We start from the raw sequence: 17,992 nt of genomic DNA on the forward strand, positions 1-17,992 counted from the left end.
TGAAGGCGCGCAGAGACGCGCTCTGGGCTGAGCCCAGGCGATAACGCGCCGGAATGTCGGGGCTATTTCCCTGCTCTCGCAGACTTGTAGTTTAGCGGAGGACGGCGTGGCGGACAGAGAGGAAGTCGTTTTTTCTCGTGAATTCAACGCCTTGCTTCGTCTAACGGGGTATAAGGCGCATATTGAAATCCCTAGGGATTTTTCCCGTTTGGCTAACCCCTCGGGACACCTCCCGGCCACGAAAAACCCCGCCAGCGTTGCAGCGCTCGACGGGGTTCGAATGGGCTTGGCACAACATTCAAGGCCGCAGGCATTCTACCGCCTGCCCTGCCCGGTCGCAACGTCGGAGGCACACAAATGAGCTGCCGCCTCGATCCCGAGAACTTCGTCGCCGAAAAACTGGCCTGGCATCAGCGGATCGCCAGCGATCCCAAGATCAGCCTCCAGGCCAAGGCTGTCGCCGGCTTCATCCTCCACGACCTGAACCCCTGCGAGGGCGGCGCCTGGCGCGGCCAGGAAAGCATGGCGACCAGCCTGGGCGTCAGCCCGCGCCAACTGCGACGCCTGCTCGAAGAGCTTCAGACCGCCGACTATCTCGAGGTCGAGGTCCGCCGGGGACGCGGCCGCACCAACATCTGCCGCGCAACCGTTCCCGACGAAGCGGCCGAGGCGCCGCAAAACCGGTCATCGGCGACCGATCAAACGCGCGAAAAGCGGCCACAGGCGACCGCTCAAACGCCAGAAAACCGGACATCAGCGACACGAAAACCGGTCACCGGTGACCGACAATACCTTTATGAACCCATTAGAAGATTTCGCGCCGCCGAAAGCCGACGACCAGATGGCGGCGCCGGGACGCCGGCGCGGCTCCTTCCGTTCGCCCAGACCGACATCCGCCAGGCGGTCGTCCAGATCGCGGGGGAAGGCGCGGCGGTAAGCTACCTGGATCACGCCAGATGGGAGCCCGACGAACGGCGCATCCTCTGCACCAGCCAGACAGCCTTCGCCCGACTGAAGGACCTCGTCGGTCGGCCGCTCGCGGCGAAAGGCGTGTCCATCGCATTGCAGCCCTCCGGCCCCCGGCAGCTCGCGGCCTGATCGAGAGCCATGCAGCGAATACACCCGACAATCACCGCACAGCTTGCGTCGATTACGTCTTGCCCTTGCGGCGAATAGCCTTCACATTCAACGCAGAAAGTGCGGCAAATATGACCTACATCCACGAACTGGCCGATTGGCCCAACCTGACCTGGGACGACGGCGCCCTCGCCCAACCGCTCGCCGCCGTCCGCCATCGCCAAGGCCGATTGATCGGACGGATGGAGGCCTTGGGCTTTCCGTTGCGCGAGGAAGCCATCCTCCGCACCCTGACCGAGGACGTGCTGAAGTCCAGCGAGATCGAGGGCGAAGTTCTGGACCGAGACCAGGTCCGCTCCTCCATAGCTCGCCGCCTGGGCATGGATGTCGTCGGCCTGGTCCCGGCGGATCGCAACGTCGAGGGCGTCGTCGAGATGATGCTCGACGCGACCCAGAATTACGCCCAGCCGCTCACCGCCGACCGCCTGTTCGGCTGGCACGCCGCTCTCTTCCCGACGGGCCGCAGCGGCATGACCAAGATCACCGCCGGAGCCTGGCGCACCCCCGACGGCGACCCGATGCAGGTCGTCTCAGGACCGGTCGGCCGCGAACGCGTCCACTACGAGGCGCCAGCTGCCGAGCGAGTGGACGCCGAGATGGCCGCCTTCCTGAATTGGTTCGAAACCGCCGCGCCTGATCCGGTGCTGAAGGCCGGCGTCGCCCACCTTTGGTTCGTCACCAACCACCCCTTCGACGACGGCAACGGCCGCATCGCCCGCGCCATCGCCGACCTCTCCCTGGCCCGCGCCGAGGGCACGCCCCAGCGCTTCTACAGCATGTCCGCCCAGATCCGCGCCGAGCGGAAGGCCTATTACGAAGCGTTAGAGGCAGCGCAGAAAGGCGGCCTGGACATCACCGCCTGGCTGCTGTGGTTCATCGCCTGCCTCGACCGCGCCTTCGACGGCGCCGAGACCATCCTAGCCGGCGTCATGCGCAAGGCGCGTTTCTGGGAGGCCCTTGCCGATCAGCCGCTGAATGAACGCCAGAGGAAGGTGCTGAACCGACTGTTAGACGGCTTCGAAGGCAAGCTCACCAACGCCAAATGGGCGGCGCTGGCGAAGACGTCGCCTGACACGGCGCTGCGCGACATAAGCGATTTGGTGCAGCGTGGTGTACTTAAGAAAGACGGGGGCGGCGGGCGTAGCACGAGCTACTCGCTTGCGATCTGATTTCTAAGACCCGCAAGCTAAACACTAGGAAGTTCGGCGAAAACGACGCGACAGTCACGCCACTCCTGGACCTAACCTTAATCCTCAACCGCGAGGGCTCGCAGCACTCGCAAGGCGGCGCTGCGACGTTCCGGCGGAACCGCGTCCCAAACGGACATTAGTTCGGCGTCACTAGCGGCGGGGCTTTGGCCGATCATAGTTTCGAAGGGAATCCCGAGCGCCCGGGAAGCGCGTTGCATCATGCGCATGGTGTAGCCGCTGCGGGCACCTTCAATATTTTCGATTACTTGCGGCAGGACGCCCGCGCTTTTGGCGACCGCCTTGACGGATACGCCTAGATGCGTACGCCATTGCAGCAGCCGAACGTGTGGCGCGGTGGATGCTGCGTCCGGGTACATGACGATCAACCCATCGAGGGCCCGAGCATGAAGTCGGCGGATCGGGGCCGCCCCGGACTCAAGGTCCTGATACGTTCGCAAGCTCACGCCCATCTTCTGAGCCATGACTGTCTGCGAGAAGCTGTGCTCTGTCCTGAATAGCTTCAGTCCTTCGGCGGTGATGTCAGTCTCAGCGGGATGTCTGTCCATTCCGCCAATGTAAACTTTTTTTGCGTACAATCAAGTCCGCCATATGCGAAAATTGCACATCGACCCGCGATAAGATCACAGGCTGTAGTGTCCATGCAGAGCACTCTCACCCTCGACACACAGCAACGCGGGAACATTAAAAGCGCACGTCGCTGTCGCCTGCTAGCGCCGGATTGCCCGCCACTTCCCAGACATCGCAGCAGCAGGACGCAGAGCTTTCCGATTACCAACCCCGCCGGCACGACGCGTTCCAGCGAGCCGGCCGCAGAAGCTCAGTGCGTCGAGTCCAATTTTCCCTGAAGCGCCGTCCTTCAGCTATCTGGGGACCGGGCGAGCTTGCAGAAGGTCCGACCATGACCGATTTCCCTTTTCGATTATCCCCCGCTCCCGAGCACGCTGGGCGGACGGTCGATTATGAGGGCCTGATCAAAATCCGGCTCGCCCATGCGCCGGGGCGCAGCTATCTGATCCCAGAGCTCCTGCTCGTCCGGTTTGGTGAACGTTGGGTCTATTTCATCCCGTCCTTTTTCGGCCCAAACTCGATCGCCTTCAACGGCGACAAAGCCGTCCGCTGCGACCTGTCGCTTGATGTCGTTCAGCCTGGGACCAACCGCGGTCGTCAGTTGCAGATCGCAATCGATCCATCGGCTTTAAAGCGGCGATACGGAGGCGGGGGCCACCTGTATGCCTGCACAGTCCAAGGACCGACCCAGCTCCAACATGCTGCCGGCGGACGCGCCCGGGTGACCGACGACGGAAAGGCGCTGCTCCAGATGTTTCACTATACCGATCTGAAGGGCCGAGCGGGTATCCAGGCCAGCGGAGAGCTGCGGTCGTCAGCTTGGAACCTCGCAGGCCTCCAACAGCTAGAGAACGTCGCCTATGGCTACTGCACAACACTCCGCGAAGTTCGCGGCCGCGGAGACCTCGCGCGAATCGCAATGGCGACCAACGGTTCTCTCGTCTTCCGGACAACCAGCCTCGTCGGCGAGCCCGAGCAACTGTTCGAGGTCAAGGTCTACCGGGACACCACGCTAAATCGGACTCAGCGGCTGACGTTATGGGCACCCGCAGACGCGCTGCCACCGCCGCATCTCTTTCGGCATCGACCGTTTGCCGGCCAAGCTTATTATGAAGTCGTTGGACCAGAAATCCTGCGGATCAGCGTCAAGCCGGGGGTCGCTATCTCGCTCAGCCCGGAGGGAGTGATGACGGTAGCGCCGGAGACGCAAAAGACCTTCGACTATGTGATTGAAGGCGACGCCTCGACGCCGGATGGAATCCTCGCGCCTTACCGGGAGGAGGACACCCGATCAGTCGTGCATCTTGAGCTGCTCATTGACGACGACCCTTTCGCCTACTGGTGGCGACAACAGAACAAGCACCTTGCAGACCGTAAGCTCGTCGATCCTCGGCGACTCGTGCCTGAAGTCCCACGCACCAGATCAGTCGATTAGACGTCTTGGCTGTTGATCGGATCATCGACAACAACGACCCGTTCCGCGATATCGGGCTCCCTTTCAAGCTCGGCCAAGAAAAAGGCCAGGATAAGCGCCGTCCTGTCGCCCACGCTTCCGCGACCTCGCCAGCCATATCAGGTAGGTCATCACATATTTGGCGGGCATGCCCCTCGCCGAAGCTTCACCATATATTGACCTCCGGATTGCAAAAATACACGCCTTGATTGCCATCGCACGATGCATGTTACAGGGGAGTTCTCATGGACATTGAAGCCGATTCCGCCGCCCAAACCTCATTCGACGTGTCGGATCGGGATTATGCCCATATGCTGCTGGGCGACATCGATTTGGATGCTCAACTCCTGGCTATCAGGAGCGCGATCCGCCGTAACGCCGAGGCGGATGCTCTCCTCTCTCAGGAAATCGCCGAATTGGGCGAACGCGCCAAAGCTGCATCTCACGATCTGTCCTGGCGGCTGACGGACATCTGGGTCGATCGCAACCATGCCTCCGTCTATCAGGACGCAGCGCACAGCATGGCCGCTGTCGGCATGATCGCCCCACTGGTCGAAGCACTTCTGGTGAGGGTGTTCCGCGCCATCGGCGAACAGAACTGGCCGTTGGCGTCTGACAAGCGAGAACGCCGCTGCGGAAACGACGCGCGTTTCTGGAACCCGCAAATTTATTACGATAAGAATGATGCTCCCAAAACCAACCTGCTGGCCGGAACCATGCAACTTTTCGAAGCGAGCGGGCTCAAGGTCGAGCTAAAGCCGCCTCGTTTCGCCTCGACTTCAGATTTGCTCGAAACCCTGATCGCCTACCGAAATAACCTGTTTCACAACGGCTTCGAATGGCCGGTCGAGCAAAGGGCTGCATTCGACGCCCTAATCGAAAAAAAGGCATGGCCGCAATCGTGGTTTCCGCGATCCACTTCGGGCGGCGCCACCTGGATCGTCTATATGGGCGAAGACTTCATCGACCTATGCTTGGAGTGGATCGACGAACTGCTCGAATCGGCCGGCCGACTCGCGCGAAAACAGGGCACGGCGCACGGCTGGAAGACTGGCGACTGATCGGGACGACCGCGCCTAGTTCGCGTGAAACGAAAGACTCGAAAAGGCCGACTGAGTTTACGGACCTACCGAGACGGCCCTCCTGAACTTCGGCGGCCGGCATAGCGCAGGATACCGGAACTACTCCGTAAAGGAACAGGACGAGCCGAAATATGAGGTTTAAGGATGCAGTGGCGTCCTGATCGCCTAGAAAGGAACCCTAGCCCCCGGGTTTCAAGGCAGCCGAATAAAACGGCCGTCGCTACATAGAGAAACAATCCGGAATGATTGCACCAAACGCGCTGTAGACGAAGCAGCCTGTCTCGCCCGGACTCCGACAGTTCGGCCAACGGTTACCAAACCGTCGCAACGGCTATCGACAGTCGGCCGAGAACTGATATGCGAAGCGCAAGGTCCGATTGGGAACGCTGTGCGGATAATAGACTGTCAGGACGTCAGGGCCCTGGAAGCGGCATTAGAGGACCTACCGCCCGGTGCCCTGTTGCGTGGTCAGACCCGCGAGTATTTTCGCGAGGACGGCGGGCCGGATTTGCGCACCAGCATGGACCGCCACGGCTGCCAACCCCAACGCATGCTGAAGTGGTGGCATTATGCTCGGGCCATCTTGTCCGCCTATGTGAAGGGCTTCGACGGCCGCACCGATCTCGCTGTCGATCAGGCGATCCTGCAGCACTACGGCTGGCGTTCCTTTTTCCTGGACGCCACCAGCGAAGCGGCCGTCGCCTGCTGGTTCGCATCTCACGCCTTTCAGACCGAACCGTCCGTCGAGCTGGTGGAAGACTGCTGGGAAGATCCAGTCTTCATTCGACGCTCACGCGCTGACTACTGCCCCGCCTACGGCCAGGGATGTCTGTATGCCATCAGCCGCAAATCGCTTCGGGCCCACGATATCGGAGCCATCGACCTGGTGGAGATCGCCACGGAAGAAGGCCGGCATCGCTGCGCTGCCCAATCTGCCTTCATGGTCGGCCCTCTCAAGGACAATTTGCCCGACGATTGCGTCGTCACGATTATACGCGCGCCAAATACAGTCTTTGGCACCATCGCCGCGCAATCCGACCTGACGACCGAGTGTCTCTTCCCCGGCCCTCGGATCGATCCGGTTATGGCCGCTCTAATGTCCATTCCGTGGACGAAGCTCGACATTGACGACGGCGGAGTAGACATCGATGCCTTTGATCGCGGCCTGCCGCTGCCGGAATATGAAATCCGTGCTCTTCGTCGGTTGCCACCTTCGGCGGCGCTGTATCGGCGCTTCTGGCTCGCCGACGGCGTCCGGCCGGGCACACGCTTCGGGGACACGACCTTTTATCTAACGCGAGAGACCCTCTTTCATGGGACAGCTCCGGGCGCGATGCAGTTTCCCCGCCTGACGGCGCTCGTCCGCGAGAAAATCTCTGTCGCTGTCGAAATCGACGGACTGATCCGGCATCCTTACGGCCCACGCGGGAGTCGCTACTGCAAAGGCATATACCTGGAAGCGTTACAGGATGGTGCTATCCTGCTGACGGAACTCGGCGTCGAACATCCCGGGGCGCGACCGGCCGGCTTCGGCATCATGCGTGGCGCTTATTTTGTCTCGGATCACAACGGCGCCTGGTCTCTCATCGACCATCCGGATCAGTGCCGCTGCGGACACCTGCTCCATCATGCGCATCATCTCATCGTGGCGGAGCATTTCGAACATGCTCTGGCAGAAGTCGCCCCGATACACGTCAGGGATCGAGTCTATCGTCTCCCTGATGTCAATCCGGTGTCCGACCCGCAGGCTCTGCAGTGGATGGAGCTGGAGGATGACGATCCCGGCATGCTCGGCGACTGATACCGGTTGCCTAAGCTGGGCAGGCAAGACCGCACAGAATTCTACGGAGATGAAAAGCCGGCCGTCGCTGCCTGCAATACCGGACGTTAAGTACCGGCGCCGGACTAAGTCCGGGGCGAAAAGAAGCTAGCAGCCGCTATTACGACTTCCCGTCGAGACGGCGCAAACCCCGAGGGCGGCGAGAGGTCAGAGTTGACCGAAGATTTCCGGCGTGGGGGCGTCGCCACCGCTGAACAAAGTCCCGATCCAGTCCAGCAGGGTCTGGCCATGTTCGCGGACGATCTCCTTGCCGCCCTCCTTCGCCATGGCCTCAAGCATCTTCTCACCGTAACGATTGAGCCTTTGGGTCAGGTCGTCGGCGTCAACGACCCCGTTAGCCTTCAGTCGGGCGACCAGTTTCGCCGTCATCGCCTCGGAAAGGAATGCCGAAAGGAAGGCCCCCAGCTGATTCATCTGCACGGAGACGATGTCGCCGCTGAGTGAAATGTCGGTAAAGACCCCTTTTGCGCGGGCCCGCGCCTGAACCGACGAGCGCACAATCGGGGATTCTATGCCGAAAGTCAGTTTGCGACCGTCGACACCGAACCGGGCGGTGGTCACGGCGATCAGCGCGCTGCGTTCGATATCCTCTTCGGACATGGTGCGTAGCTGATGCTGAAATAGCAGATTGCGGGCCTTGGCAGGGGTCACATTCAGGCACCGAGCGATCTCATAGATTGAGGCGCCCGACCCAATCGCGCCCGTGGTCATCAACAACGAGAAAACGAGCAGGTCGATCTCGGACTTGGGCAGACTCCCGAAAGCTTGGCCGAAATAGGCGGCGGTGAAACCCTTAGAGAAGTCCTGTGCCACGTTGGGGTCCGCCAAACGTTTGCGCAGAGCAGCCAGAGAGTAGGACATGGGCATTTCCGAAACGATCGACACACCTCAAGCTTAACCTTAAGGTGTGCCCACCGCAACGCCGACACCCCGTTAAAGAGTCCCCCCATGCCCTTCTCTGTTTGCTGGCGACAGCTCAACGCCGGACAGGGAGGGCTTCATGTCGGTCGCGCCGCAACGGATAGCGCAGGCGGCAGCCAAAAAATCCTCAACTGGATTTACGACTGCGGCGCGGTGCGTCGCAACGCTCTGGACGACGTGATCGACGATTACGCTGACGAACATTCCCACGAGCCCATCGACCTTCTTTTCATCTCTCATTTCGACCGGGACCACGTTTCCGGTCTAGACCGGCTGTTGCGCGCCAAACAAGTGACAGAGGTCGTCCTGCCGCACGTCAATGACGGCGACCTGGCGGTGGCCATGATGGAGGAGGTGCTGCGTCCGGGCCGCGACTACGACACCGCCCGCAGGGATTGGTTCGCCCGGTTTCTCGACGACCCCATCGGCTATCTCCGCGACGGCGGGGTCGAGCGAATCGTCTGGGTCGGGCCATCGCCCTTCAGCGGCGACGGCGAATTTCGCGCGCTGGATTCCTCGCCATTCGGCCCGGATCGCAAATTCGAGCCGGGCTGGGCGGTGTCTCGCTTCGGCCGGCTGCGGAACACCGCAACAGCCCCAGCCGCCGAATCGACGACCGAGGTCTTTACGACCGACGGTCCCGTCGAGATTCATGCCCATGCCCCCGACGCGACCATGCGATTTCTAACCTATCGTCCCCCACTCCATGAGAACCCGCACATCCGATTGGTCAAAGACGGGATTTTGCTCGATACGTTGACCCGTCTTATCGGGCTGAACTGGACGCGTTCGGACGGCCCCGGACTGAATGGTCTGGCGGCCGCTATCGCGCGTTTTGCCCGTGTCGATGCCGACCGTGAGAAGCTGGTGGGTATCTACAAACGCTTCGCGCGCGGCTCCAATCGCGCCTCCCTGTCCATGCTGTCCGTCCCCGTGGCTCCGAGCGCACGAACCGCGTGGGCATGGGTCGCGCCGGACAAAAAGACGCCCCGCCTTGTCTATGGCCGCGCGCCCGCCTGGCTCTGTACCGGCGACGCCGAACTTCTCAAGGAGACTGCGCTCTGTGATTGGGCGAACCATTTCGGCGACCTTCTTGACGACGTAGTTGTCGCGCTTCTTCCTCACCATGGATCGGACAAGAACTCCGACGCCGATTTCCAGGCCCGATTGCCGGGCGCAGAATGGTTCGTAGCCACAAGTCGCGGCGGCGGTCGCCACCATCCTGGTCCGTTGGTTCTTGAAGCCGCCGGTGAACGCTTGATCGAAGTCACCAACGAAATCTCGACAATCCTACGCCTCAAATATCGGCTTCCGGCCCTTTCCTGAGCGGCTCGATCTCGTAAGTTGATCGCCCCCTAGCAGGTGCGCGGATCAGACAAATGGACCCGAGTCCGGGTCAGTTGAGACGAGGGTAATCTGCACGGTAACCTCTGAGACCTCGCCCCAAGGCCGGCCATTGAGTTGGCCGGCACGAGTCATGTACAGCCATTCCGTGGGAGCTAAATACCGTTCAGCCTCACGGCGAGCGTTTGAGGTCTGTCGAGGCCGGGCAGGTCACTTTGGATCTTGCGGGTGCCGACGAGTTCGCTACAATGTGTATTCTCGAAATGGTTATGGGCGCGAGTCGCCCCGAAATGGATTAAGTGCGCGCGATCGACCTCTATGCCGGTATTGGCGGATGGAGCCTCGGGCTCCGCCTTGCCGGCGTGGACGTTGTTGCGTCCTACGAGTGGTGGCGGCCCGCGGTAGATACCCATAACGGCAACCACGGCGGCGACATCAAGCCGACGGATATCCGGAAGCTCCAACTGGAAGACCTGCCCCGGGACATTGACCTGGTGGTCGGCAGTCCGCCATGCACCGAGTTCTCCTATTCCAACAGAGGTGGAGGGGGGAACGTCGAAGAGGGTCTCAAGGACCTCATCAAGTTCCTCGAGATTGTCGAGTATCTGAAGCCGAGGTACTGGGCGCTGGAAAACGTCCCGCGAGTGGCCGGGGTCCTAGAGCACGGCTTGCGCGATCCAAAGCATCCCCTCTATCGCTTCAGGGATTTCAAACCTCAGATCGCGATCATCGACTTTTCTGACTACGGTGCACCTCAATCTCGCAAGCGCTGTATTGCGGGCAATATTCCGTTCGATCTGATCGAAAGCTATCAGCCCAAGCTGCCACGCCGGACGCTTGGTGATGTCGTCGAAGCGATTGCAGCCAGCGAGGTTGTTGACCCGGTCTGGGGATGCGTGCTTCCAGCCTCGACAGTGACTGAACGAGAGATTGAGCCTTCACTGAATGCTGAAGAGCTCCGCATGAATCGTGAGGCCAAGACCTATCATCCAGTCTACAACAACATGGCTTTCCCGGATTCCTTGGAGGTTCCGGCTCGCACGGTGACCGCCACCTGCACACGCGTGTCGCGGGAAAGCATCGTCATAGCAGATGGCGACCGCTTCCGCCGCCTGAGCATCCGTGAGCGGGCCGCCCTGCAAGGGTTCCCCATCACCTACCAATTCTATGCTCGGTCCTTCGCGGAAAAGGCGAAGATGGTGGGCAATGCCATTCCCCCCACGTTCACCTATCTGGTGGCGGAGGCGGCCAAAGGCGTCCACGCCGATGCATTTCACACCTTCGTTGAGGCAGGACGGGGGTTGCGCGTTCCGAACGCGACACCGCGCGTCACGCCACCAAACACCGAAGGACGAACTTATCCAGTTGGGCGCAGCTTCCGTGCGGCACTCCCGGGTCTTCGGTTCAAGAGCGGCATGCGATTCGAGTTGGCCAACGCACGGGGCGGGGAAGACGGCTGGCGCGTTCGTTTCTTTTTTGGACCGTCCAAAGATATTCGGGAAATTAAGCTTGACGCCGAACTCACCCGGCAGCTTCAGGACTCGACCTTCATACAGCGCGTTCAAATGGCGACCGGGGCCCAGTTCGCCCAGGCTGAGTTACGGCTGAGGACCAGCTCACCCGCGACCTTGCAGCAGGTCTGGACGCGACGGGCGGACGGCCTGGGGCCCTTTGAGGTTACGGACTTGCTTGGAGAGCTAGCTGCCGCTGTTCTTACGCATGTTGAAGCCGCTTCTGCGGACATTCAGCACGCGGCGATCGGCTACGTCCTTGAAGCGGCGGCGGAAGGTGAAGTTAACGAAAGCATTCCGGGCTCTCGCAAGCTGACCAACAACGCTCTGGCGATCTTCAGCGGAATGGTGGTCGGCGCCTGGTTCAACAGGCTGTCGTGGCACGAACAGGCGCAGGCCAAGGCGGCCTGATTAGACGCCCTGCGCGACGAAAAGTTCTCCGAACTCGCTGATAGGTATCAGGACTTCGCGCCATTCTCCGGCCCCGGTGTCGGCAGGAATATGATCCTCCATTGCTTCGGCCGAGATGACGGCGAGCTTAGGCGAAACTGAGCCTGTAACGATCCAAATGTGAAAAACGTGAGCGATGCTATCCAGCGCCTGCTCCCACTCGTTGCGGGTCAGGTGCAGTCCGCCAGCGACGCTCGTGGTGGTCTTCACTTCGATGGAGAGTGGCGTCAGATCGTCTTTAGCTCGAACCGATAGAACGTCGAAACCGTCTTGGTTGCTATCGATCGCGACCCATCGAGCCTCTTTTCCGGTGCGGGCCTGCTCGTACGCGAGTGTGAGACGCTCGCCCCGCCGACCGATTTCCAGCAGTCGATCATCGCGTCGGCCGCGAGCCAGTGCAGCAAGGTGGTCCCAGAAGGCCACGACCTCATCGTCTGTTCCAGAGGCCACCCCGGCTTCCACCATGACCTGGTGAATGCCGACGGGGCAGAAGGAGAGCACGCGCGATCGGCCCCACGGCGCGTTCTGAAGCCAGTCTGGAGACAGAGCTTCCGCATAGTCGGTGACAATCCGCCGAAGCGCGGCCTCGTAGTGCTCGCATGCTGCAACACGCAGGCCGGCCGGGCTGGCCTTGAGCATGCCGGTGTCGGTCACGACCAGCCAGTTGAGAGTCTGGGAGAGTTCGAGGGCTGCGGGCGAAGGCATGCCGCCCACCTTTGCTAAACCAGACAGTAAGTCCGGCGCACTCAACGGCATGCGGTGGAGCAAATCTAGCAGAGCGAGGCCCGACTGAGCGAGGCCGGGCGAGAGCGGGGCCATCAACCTGGTCGGCCTAGATCATCGGCCAGGGCGCGGATGTCGTCGCGCTGAAGGCCTGTTGCATACTCTTCCGGATCCTCCGCCTCAGCGTCGGTCGGATCTATCGGTATCGGGTCGGGCGCAAGCGATGAGTCTTCGAGCGCACGCGCCATTTCGCCTATCTTGAACCCGAGCCGGGTGCGAACGGTCTCGTCGACGCTGCCTGCACACTCGACGATCTCAATCAAGGTTTGCTGATCGGCCGGCAGGCCAAACCGGTGGATGCGGTCTTCGGACTGAAGATAGTGTGCAGCGTTGAACGTCCGGTCAAGATAGATGGCGTGATGGCATATGCGGTGCAGGCTCACGCCCTCGCTTGCGGCCGCAGGGTTGGCGACCATAACCCGGACCGTATCATCATCGTGGAAGGCCTTGATTTTGCCTTCGCGCGTATCGCTGTCGTCCTCGCTCCCCGCGTCCACTCCGCCGTGGATGTAGACCGCGCCTAGGTCGGAAAGCCGTGACGCCATATATTCGACGTTGCGGACGAAGGAGGACCAGATGAGTACCTTGTGCCCCTCCCGCGACAAACGCCGCGCGCGCCTCAAGACATAGTCGAGCTTCGGCCCCTCTCCCTCTGCCAAGACGGCCGATAAAAGGTCCTGGTGTGCAAAGCCGATCTGGCTTGACAGGAGTGAGGGATTGGAAACGAACTGAAGCAGTCGGGCGACCGATCGGCCAAGGGAACGGAAGGCCTGACGGCCCTGCGCGTCGAGTACAGCAGAGGCCTCGCGCGCCACCTCTAGCCGCATGAGTTGATAGAGCTCTTGTTGAACTGGCGCCATCGGCAGGCTGACGAGCCTCCGGGTGATATCAGGCAGGCCCAGTTGAGCCTTATTGGTCCGTACATAGATCGGCTTCATCAGATCTATGACGGTTTCCTCGACTGCCGGGATTTCCGGGTAGAGGAAGCGAAACTGGGGCAGCAGGTCGGCGACCGACTGCGGCATGGGCGTGCCACTCATGATCAGCTTGCCGACTGGTAGGTGGGACAGGTTCATGACCGACCGGGCACTCGCCGCACCGACACCGGATTTGATACGGTGGCTTTCATCAAGGAAAACGAAGGTCCGATGTTGGGCGAGGTGCTGGGCTACTAAGTCCTGAACCTTAGTCAGTTGCTGGTAACCGATCAGCATGAACCGCGGGTCTGCCTGGAGCGCGCTACGGATACGTTCACGACCGCCGCGAAGTCTCACGAAGTTTGCCTTAAGACCTGGGAGGCACTCTGCGATCTGTTCATCCCATGCCGCGAAGGCGTTCTTTGGCGCAATCACCAAAAGTCGATCGTCTGCTTCCCCCCGGTGGGTGAAGAAGGCGAGTGCCTCCGTGGTTTTTCCAGCGCCGGGAACCGAGAATGTCGCCGCCGCCGGCAGAGCGGCTATGCGGCTGACATTTTCACTTTGTCGGTCTGAAAGGGCCCGCGCGAACCCCGCAGAGGCGAGCCCTGTCGTCAGCGCATCAATCGGAAGAGCGGCGGCGTCGGCAGCGGCGTAGTAGGTCTCGGCCACTTTGCGGGATTGCTGAAGAAGCCGCGTAGCCTCCGGGCTGATATCGAGGCCCGTACCGGGCTTCAGTCCATGTGCGCGGAAGACCTGAAGGAACTCGTCCCGCGCTCCGGCGAAGGCCCACCACGGCAGGGTGAAGGCGGCACCCCCATCTAGCGAGGTGTCGCGACTAGTATCGTAGGCCACGCGTTTGAGCACGGCCAGCCATGGTGCGCTCGTATCCGCAGCGTCCCAGGAGAAGCGGGCTCGAGCGTCCCGCGCGGCATAATCAAGCCTTAGCATGCTGGGCCAGGAACGCCCGGATTGCCGCAACCCTGGCTTCGATCTCGTTCAGCTGCTTTTCCACACCGCCGAGCTTAGACTCCGGTTGTAGGCCATCCTTGGCCGCGACGGTGAGAGCGCTGTTTGCCTTGGCGCACATGTCGAGCAAGTAGCCAGTCTTCTTGTTATCCTTCTTAAGCTGTCGCTCAGATTCAAGGACATCAGCGATGATGTCCCGCGCACGGGGCAAGCTCTGTTCGTCGCGAAGAACGGCGGCCAAGGCCGCCTCACGGCCCCCAGCCCCCCCCCCGCTTCCGCCGCCAAACAGTGCGTCGAGGTCATCGTCAGCAACAGCGGTCTCCACATCGAATTCGTTCGCTAGTCGTTCCATGACCTTGTCTAAGCTGAGGGCAAGCTCCGGAATGGCGGTGTATAGGCGGCCAACGGCAGTCGGGTCATCGATTAGGGCGAACGCAGCCTCCTTGAACATTTCCTTGCGGCCGACGCCGCCGGAAAGTTTGGCACGGCTCTGCACCAATCTCTGGAAGGTATGCTCTTGCGAGGAGACCTCGGACCACATGTCGGTTTTGCCGCGCGACGTTAGATACTCGTTGGCGTAATCACGCATATCAAGCAGCTGCTGGAGGTCGCTCTCCTTCATTTTGTACAGATGGCAAAGGTCAGCGGGCGTAAAGCCGAACCGATCCATCTTCACAAGCATCATGTTGGCTTCGGCGTCCCAGTCGTATTCGGCGCGAATGTCCTTCTCGATCTGGAGGCGGGCCTCAAGCTGATTGATCTCCTTCTCAGTGGCGTGAGGGAGGACCACCACATCGATGTGTTCAAAATGACCATACTTGGCGGGATCATTGTGGATTAGGTCGCGCCAGGCGGAAAGGCGCCGGTTGCCATTCACCGCGAAACCGTCCTGGTCAAGCAGGAGTGGGTCCACCTGCTTATGCGCCGGATCAGCAAAATACTTGTCTAGTTCCGACTGGCGGCCGAGCTGAATCAGCAGTGCATGCTGAGCTTCTTGCGCGTCCCACATTTCCGGGTCGCCAGTGAACAGATCCCGCCGATCATTAGGATTGAGGGCGAGATGCTCCACTTGGAGGGACGCAGTTCGCCCGTTCACCATCCGGTATTTCGGAAGATCGATGGGCACCCGGATGATCGGGAAGTCCTTGGTCTGTCCTTGGAAGACCACCCGGTACGTAGGAAGGCCTTCGGCCTTTCCGCGTGTTTCGAACTCCTCCCGGCGAGCAGGTTTCGTCCACCCGAACCGCGAGCCATTGGGGGTATCGGGTAGATTGGCGTCGTTCATTTTCACTCCAGACCGAGTAGCAGAGTCGGCACGTGATAGGCCTTGCGATAGATTTCGAGTTCTCGCTCAAGTCGCGTCGATTGGGCGATGTTGCTGCCGATCGCGAGCGCGAGCGGCTGGGACGGCAGGACGATGACAGCTGCTTCGATGGCATTGTCCAAATAGAGGGTCTGGAGCTTGATCAAGTCAGCGTACATCCGGGCCATGTTGCCGGTCTGTACGCAAAGCCCGACCTTTTCGCGCATGGAAGTGATGGTGACATCGGACTCCCGAGAGACCGTGATTTCCTTGGACCAGCCGTCTTGTCTCAAGCTGTTTATGAACTGACGGCGTATGCGAGGAGCGGCGCCCCGTTCCGCCCGCACGTCAATATTGTGGGCTGCCTTCACGATTTCGGCCAGGATCGCAGGCGGCACCCGCTGTCCGCCGCAGCAGTGGTCGTGAATGGAAACCTTCATCGTGCAGCTCGGCAATCGGAGAGAGAACTATACGGCCGAACGGCCCAGTTAGGCTTGAATATCATCAACGCCCCCACGCTTGTCGATCTGCCGCTCGCTTCGAGAACTACCCGGAGTCTTTGACCGGTCAAGCCCCATACTGGAGGTTGAATGTAAATATCGTGACTGACCGCTCGGCTTTGGCCAGCCAAGGTCATTTTTCAACTTTTCATACTGGGCGCCGAAGGTATGGCTTCTGCCGAAGACCAGCGTCTGCCGGTGATGCTCAACTGTCATCGCGACGGGCGAATTCCGCCTACCAACTTGGCTTACGTAAGCAGGTCGGATGGCGCACAACCCAGACCAGCGGCCAACGCAAACACCGCCTTGATGCCGACGTTACGCTCCCCGCGCTCAATCCCGCCGATGTAATTCCGGTGCAGGCCAGCTCTGTCGGCCAATTCCTCCTGGCTTAGCCCCAGCGCAGCGCGACGGCGCCGCACGGCTTGGCCAAAATTCAAAAGATCAGGGTCAACTTCCACCTGATGGACTTGCGGTGGACGCAAATCGTTCTCTACACACTATCAGTGTGATTTTAAGGACGACCCGAATGACCGGCTTTGCCGACATCTCCGAGATGAGCCCCCAACTTCAGCTGATGATCGGAACTGGATCGCACCTGGATCCTGCCGAACTCGATCCGCTGATCATGCTTGCGTCGCTTACGGTCATGCAGAATGCCGCTCGTGCCGGCTTGGATGACGACGCCCTAACGACGCTTTCGCTGCTGCTGATGGTTTGGGCCCGCCAGCTGAGGGACAATCCCGACAATGGAGGGTTGGTGAAGACGACCGCCGAGGATTTTGCTGATCTCTCAGGCTGGCCCGTCGAGCGAGTTCTGACGGCCTTGCAGGCGCTGGCGCCGCATATCCTGATCGATGACGTCGCGCTGTTCGCCGAAGGGGATTTAGAGATTGGCCTGGCGCCTCTGCTGCATCAGGACGGCGCCGACTGCGGCGATCTGCTGATCCGGTATTGGACGGCTCACTATGTGATGAGAATGGGCCCCGAGCTTGAGGCTGCCGAGGAGACCGTCGCCGGTGGATTGACGCGAGCAAAGGACCTCGCCGGCGCCGGAGAGCGCGTCGCGAGGCTCCAGGTCCGTTGGGACGCCTATCGCGCCAAGCGAGAAGGTCTTGCTTACTACACGGTGTACGGCGCCGGCGCGGACCTGGCCGCCTTCGTGGATGATGTCTCGACCCTTGAGGCCTTGCACGACGCAGTGGTTGGACTGATCGACCCAGCCAGCCATGGGCCTAGGACCTTTGCTCAGGAATGCGGCCTCCTTCCTTGCACCAAGCTTCAGGCTCTCGCGATCAGTGCGGCTGAGCTGCAGCTGAACCCCGTGGAGGCGAAGGGTGTTCGGCACTGAAGGGCTGGGCATTCGGAGGCGTGCACTTGTGGCCGTGTCGCCCCGCAGCTTTGGTCACACGGGATGCTGCCGTATACGAGACCTGGAGGGTTCGCTGGGAGGCGCCTTATGATGGATGTTCTGATATTCATGGCCGGTGGGGTCACCGCATTGATCATAGGCTGGTTGGTGAAGCCCATTATCGGAGGGCTCATCGAAGGTATGAACGGTGAGACCAGGCGGAATAAAGACACGTCGGATTAGCGGCGGGCTCCGCGTGTCGGTCGATATCGCGCCCGCGCGTTCTTTCGGCACGGCGGATGGGCACGCCTCGCGGCGGTTGCCCTGCGCCTCCTGAACTAACGCAGCCGGATCGACACGTGAGACTTAGTTCAAGAGGACGTGCTTGGTTCATCATGATCGCTCGCGCGGGCTTTTCGATCACACAGCGCTCGCACCATTTTGGAGATCACCGTCTTGATGGCGAGGATCGCGACAATGGTGAACGAAAACACCAGAAGCATCTGCACAAAGTTCATCTGCAAGGCTTGCAGCTGGGCGTCGCTCACCGTCGTTCTCCTAGCTGGTTGGACAGCCAAATGTTGCGTCTCGAGCGCCATCCTAAACACAGCCTAGAGGGTATTGGACCCGTGTCAGGAGATAACGGACTCTGACAT

16 protein-coding genes are annotated in these 17,992 nt (G+C 60.8%); 8 read left to right on the forward strand and 8 right to left on the reverse strand.

What is annotated here, in order from left to right; translation table 11 throughout:
- The first annotated feature begins 357 nt into the window (after window positions 1-357).
- Both WC585_RS16785 and WC585_RS16790 read left to right on the forward strand, forming a co-directional pair.
- On the forward strand, window positions 358-1,098 hold the full coding sequence (locus WC585_RS16785; RefSeq protein WP_373259132.1) for a hypothetical protein: 741 nt from the start codon (window positions 358-360) through the stop codon (window positions 1,096-1,098).
- A gap of 110 nt (window positions 1,099-1,208) precedes the next feature.
- Window positions 1,209-2,306 carry a Fic family protein gene (locus WC585_RS16790; protein ID WP_373259134.1) on the forward strand — a complete coding sequence of 366 codons (1,098 nt, stop codon included), beginning with the start codon at window positions 1,209-1,211 and terminating at the stop codon, window positions 2,304-2,306.
- 77 nt (window positions 2,307-2,383) lie between these two features.
- On the opposite strand, the gene WC585_RS16795 is transcribed toward WC585_RS16790, so the two are convergent.
- Window positions 2,384-2,923: a hypothetical protein gene (locus WC585_RS16795; protein WP_373259136.1), complete on the reverse strand. Its 540-nt coding sequence runs from the start codon at window positions 2,921-2,923 to the stop codon at window positions 2,384-2,386.
- Between the two features lie 323 nt (window positions 2,924-3,246).
- On the opposite strand from WC585_RS16795, the gene WC585_RS16800 reads away from it, so the two are divergent.
- The 3 genes from WC585_RS16800 to WC585_RS16810 all read left to right on the forward strand — a co-directional run bounded on the left by WC585_RS16800 (window position 3,247) and on the right by WC585_RS16810 (window position 7,251).
- Window positions 3,247-4,350 (forward strand): hypothetical protein, encoded by a 1,104-nt coding sequence (locus WC585_RS16800; protein WP_373259138.1) that lies wholly within the window; start codon window positions 3,247-3,249, stop codon window positions 4,348-4,350.
- A gap of 263 nt (window positions 4,351-4,613) precedes the next feature.
- On the forward strand, window positions 4,614-5,429 hold the full coding sequence (locus tag WC585_RS16805) for a hypothetical protein (RefSeq protein ID WP_373259140.1): 816 nt from the start codon (window positions 4,614-4,616) through the stop codon (window positions 5,427-5,429).
- Between the two features lie 481 nt (window positions 5,430-5,910).
- The gene (locus WC585_RS16810) at window positions 5,911-7,251 is read left to right on the forward strand and encodes a hypothetical protein (protein ID WP_373259141.1); all 1,341 of its coding nucleotides are present in this window, start codon (window positions 5,911-5,913) and stop codon (window positions 7,249-7,251) included.
- Window positions 7,252-7,437: 186 nt separating this feature from the next.
- Here the strand turns inward: WC585_RS16810 and WC585_RS16815 are convergent, their stop codons facing one another.
- The gene (locus WC585_RS16815; RefSeq protein ID WP_373259143.1) at window positions 7,438-8,151 is read right to left on the reverse strand and encodes a hypothetical protein; all 714 of its coding nucleotides are present in this window, start codon (window positions 8,149-8,151) and stop codon (window positions 7,438-7,440) included.
- A gap of 87 nt (window positions 8,152-8,238) precedes the next feature.
- Between WC585_RS16815 and WC585_RS16820 the strand changes: the two genes are divergently transcribed.
- On the forward strand, window positions 8,239-9,537 hold the full coding sequence (locus WC585_RS16820; protein WP_373259144.1) for a hypothetical protein: 1,299 nt from the start codon (window positions 8,239-8,241) through the stop codon (window positions 9,535-9,537).
- A 317-nt stretch (window positions 9,538-9,854) separates the two neighbouring features.
- Entirely contained in the window at window positions 9,855-11,477 is a 1,623-nt protein-coding gene (locus tag WC585_RS16825) for a DNA cytosine methyltransferase (protein ID WP_373259146.1), read from the forward strand.
- Here WC585_RS16825 and WC585_RS16830 read toward each other — a convergent pair whose 3' ends face one another.
- From WC585_RS16830 to WC585_RS16850, 5 genes are all read right to left on the reverse strand, one after another.
- On the reverse strand, window positions 11,478-12,221 hold the full coding sequence (locus WC585_RS16830) for a DUF3883 domain-containing protein (protein ID WP_373259148.1): 744 nt from the start codon (window positions 12,219-12,221) through the stop codon (window positions 11,478-11,480).
- Window positions 12,222-12,334: 113 nt separating this feature from the next.
- Window positions 12,335-14,068, reverse strand: coding sequence for a DEAD/DEAH box helicase (locus WC585_RS16835; protein WP_373259149.1), 1,734 nt, complete (start codon window positions 14,066-14,068; stop codon window positions 12,335-12,337).
- Window positions 14,069-14,150: 82 nt separating this feature from the next.
- Entirely contained in the window at window positions 14,151-15,467 is a 1,317-nt protein-coding gene (locus WC585_RS16840; RefSeq protein ID WP_373259151.1) for a hypothetical protein, read from the reverse strand.
- A 2-nt stretch (window positions 15,468-15,469) separates the two neighbouring features.
- Window positions 15,470-15,925, reverse strand: coding sequence for a BglII/BstYI family type II restriction endonuclease (locus tag WC585_RS16845; RefSeq protein ID WP_373259153.1), 456 nt, complete (start codon window positions 15,923-15,925; stop codon window positions 15,470-15,472).
- 308 nt (window positions 15,926-16,233) lie between these two features.
- Entirely contained in the window at window positions 16,234-16,446 is a 213-nt protein-coding gene (locus WC585_RS16850) for a helix-turn-helix domain-containing protein (RefSeq protein WP_373259158.1), read from the reverse strand.
- 68 nt (window positions 16,447-16,514) lie between these two features.
- Between WC585_RS16850 and WC585_RS16855 the strand changes: the two genes are divergently transcribed.
- Window positions 16,515-17,336, forward strand: a complete 822-nt coding sequence (locus WC585_RS16855; RefSeq protein WP_373259155.1) for a hypothetical protein — start codon at window positions 16,515-16,517, stop codon at window positions 17,334-17,336.
- A gap of 371 nt (window positions 17,337-17,707) precedes the next feature.
- Here WC585_RS16855 and WC585_RS16860 read toward each other — a convergent pair whose 3' ends face one another.
- Window positions 17,708-17,884, reverse strand: a complete 177-nt coding sequence (locus WC585_RS16860; protein ID WP_373259157.1) for a hypothetical protein — start codon at window positions 17,882-17,884, stop codon at window positions 17,708-17,710.
- Window positions 17,885-17,992: the final 108 nt, after the last annotated feature.

It is taken from the genome of Brevundimonas sp., assembly GCF_041648055.1.
GTDB lineage: Bacteria > Pseudomonadota > Alphaproteobacteria > Caulobacterales > Caulobacteraceae > Brevundimonas.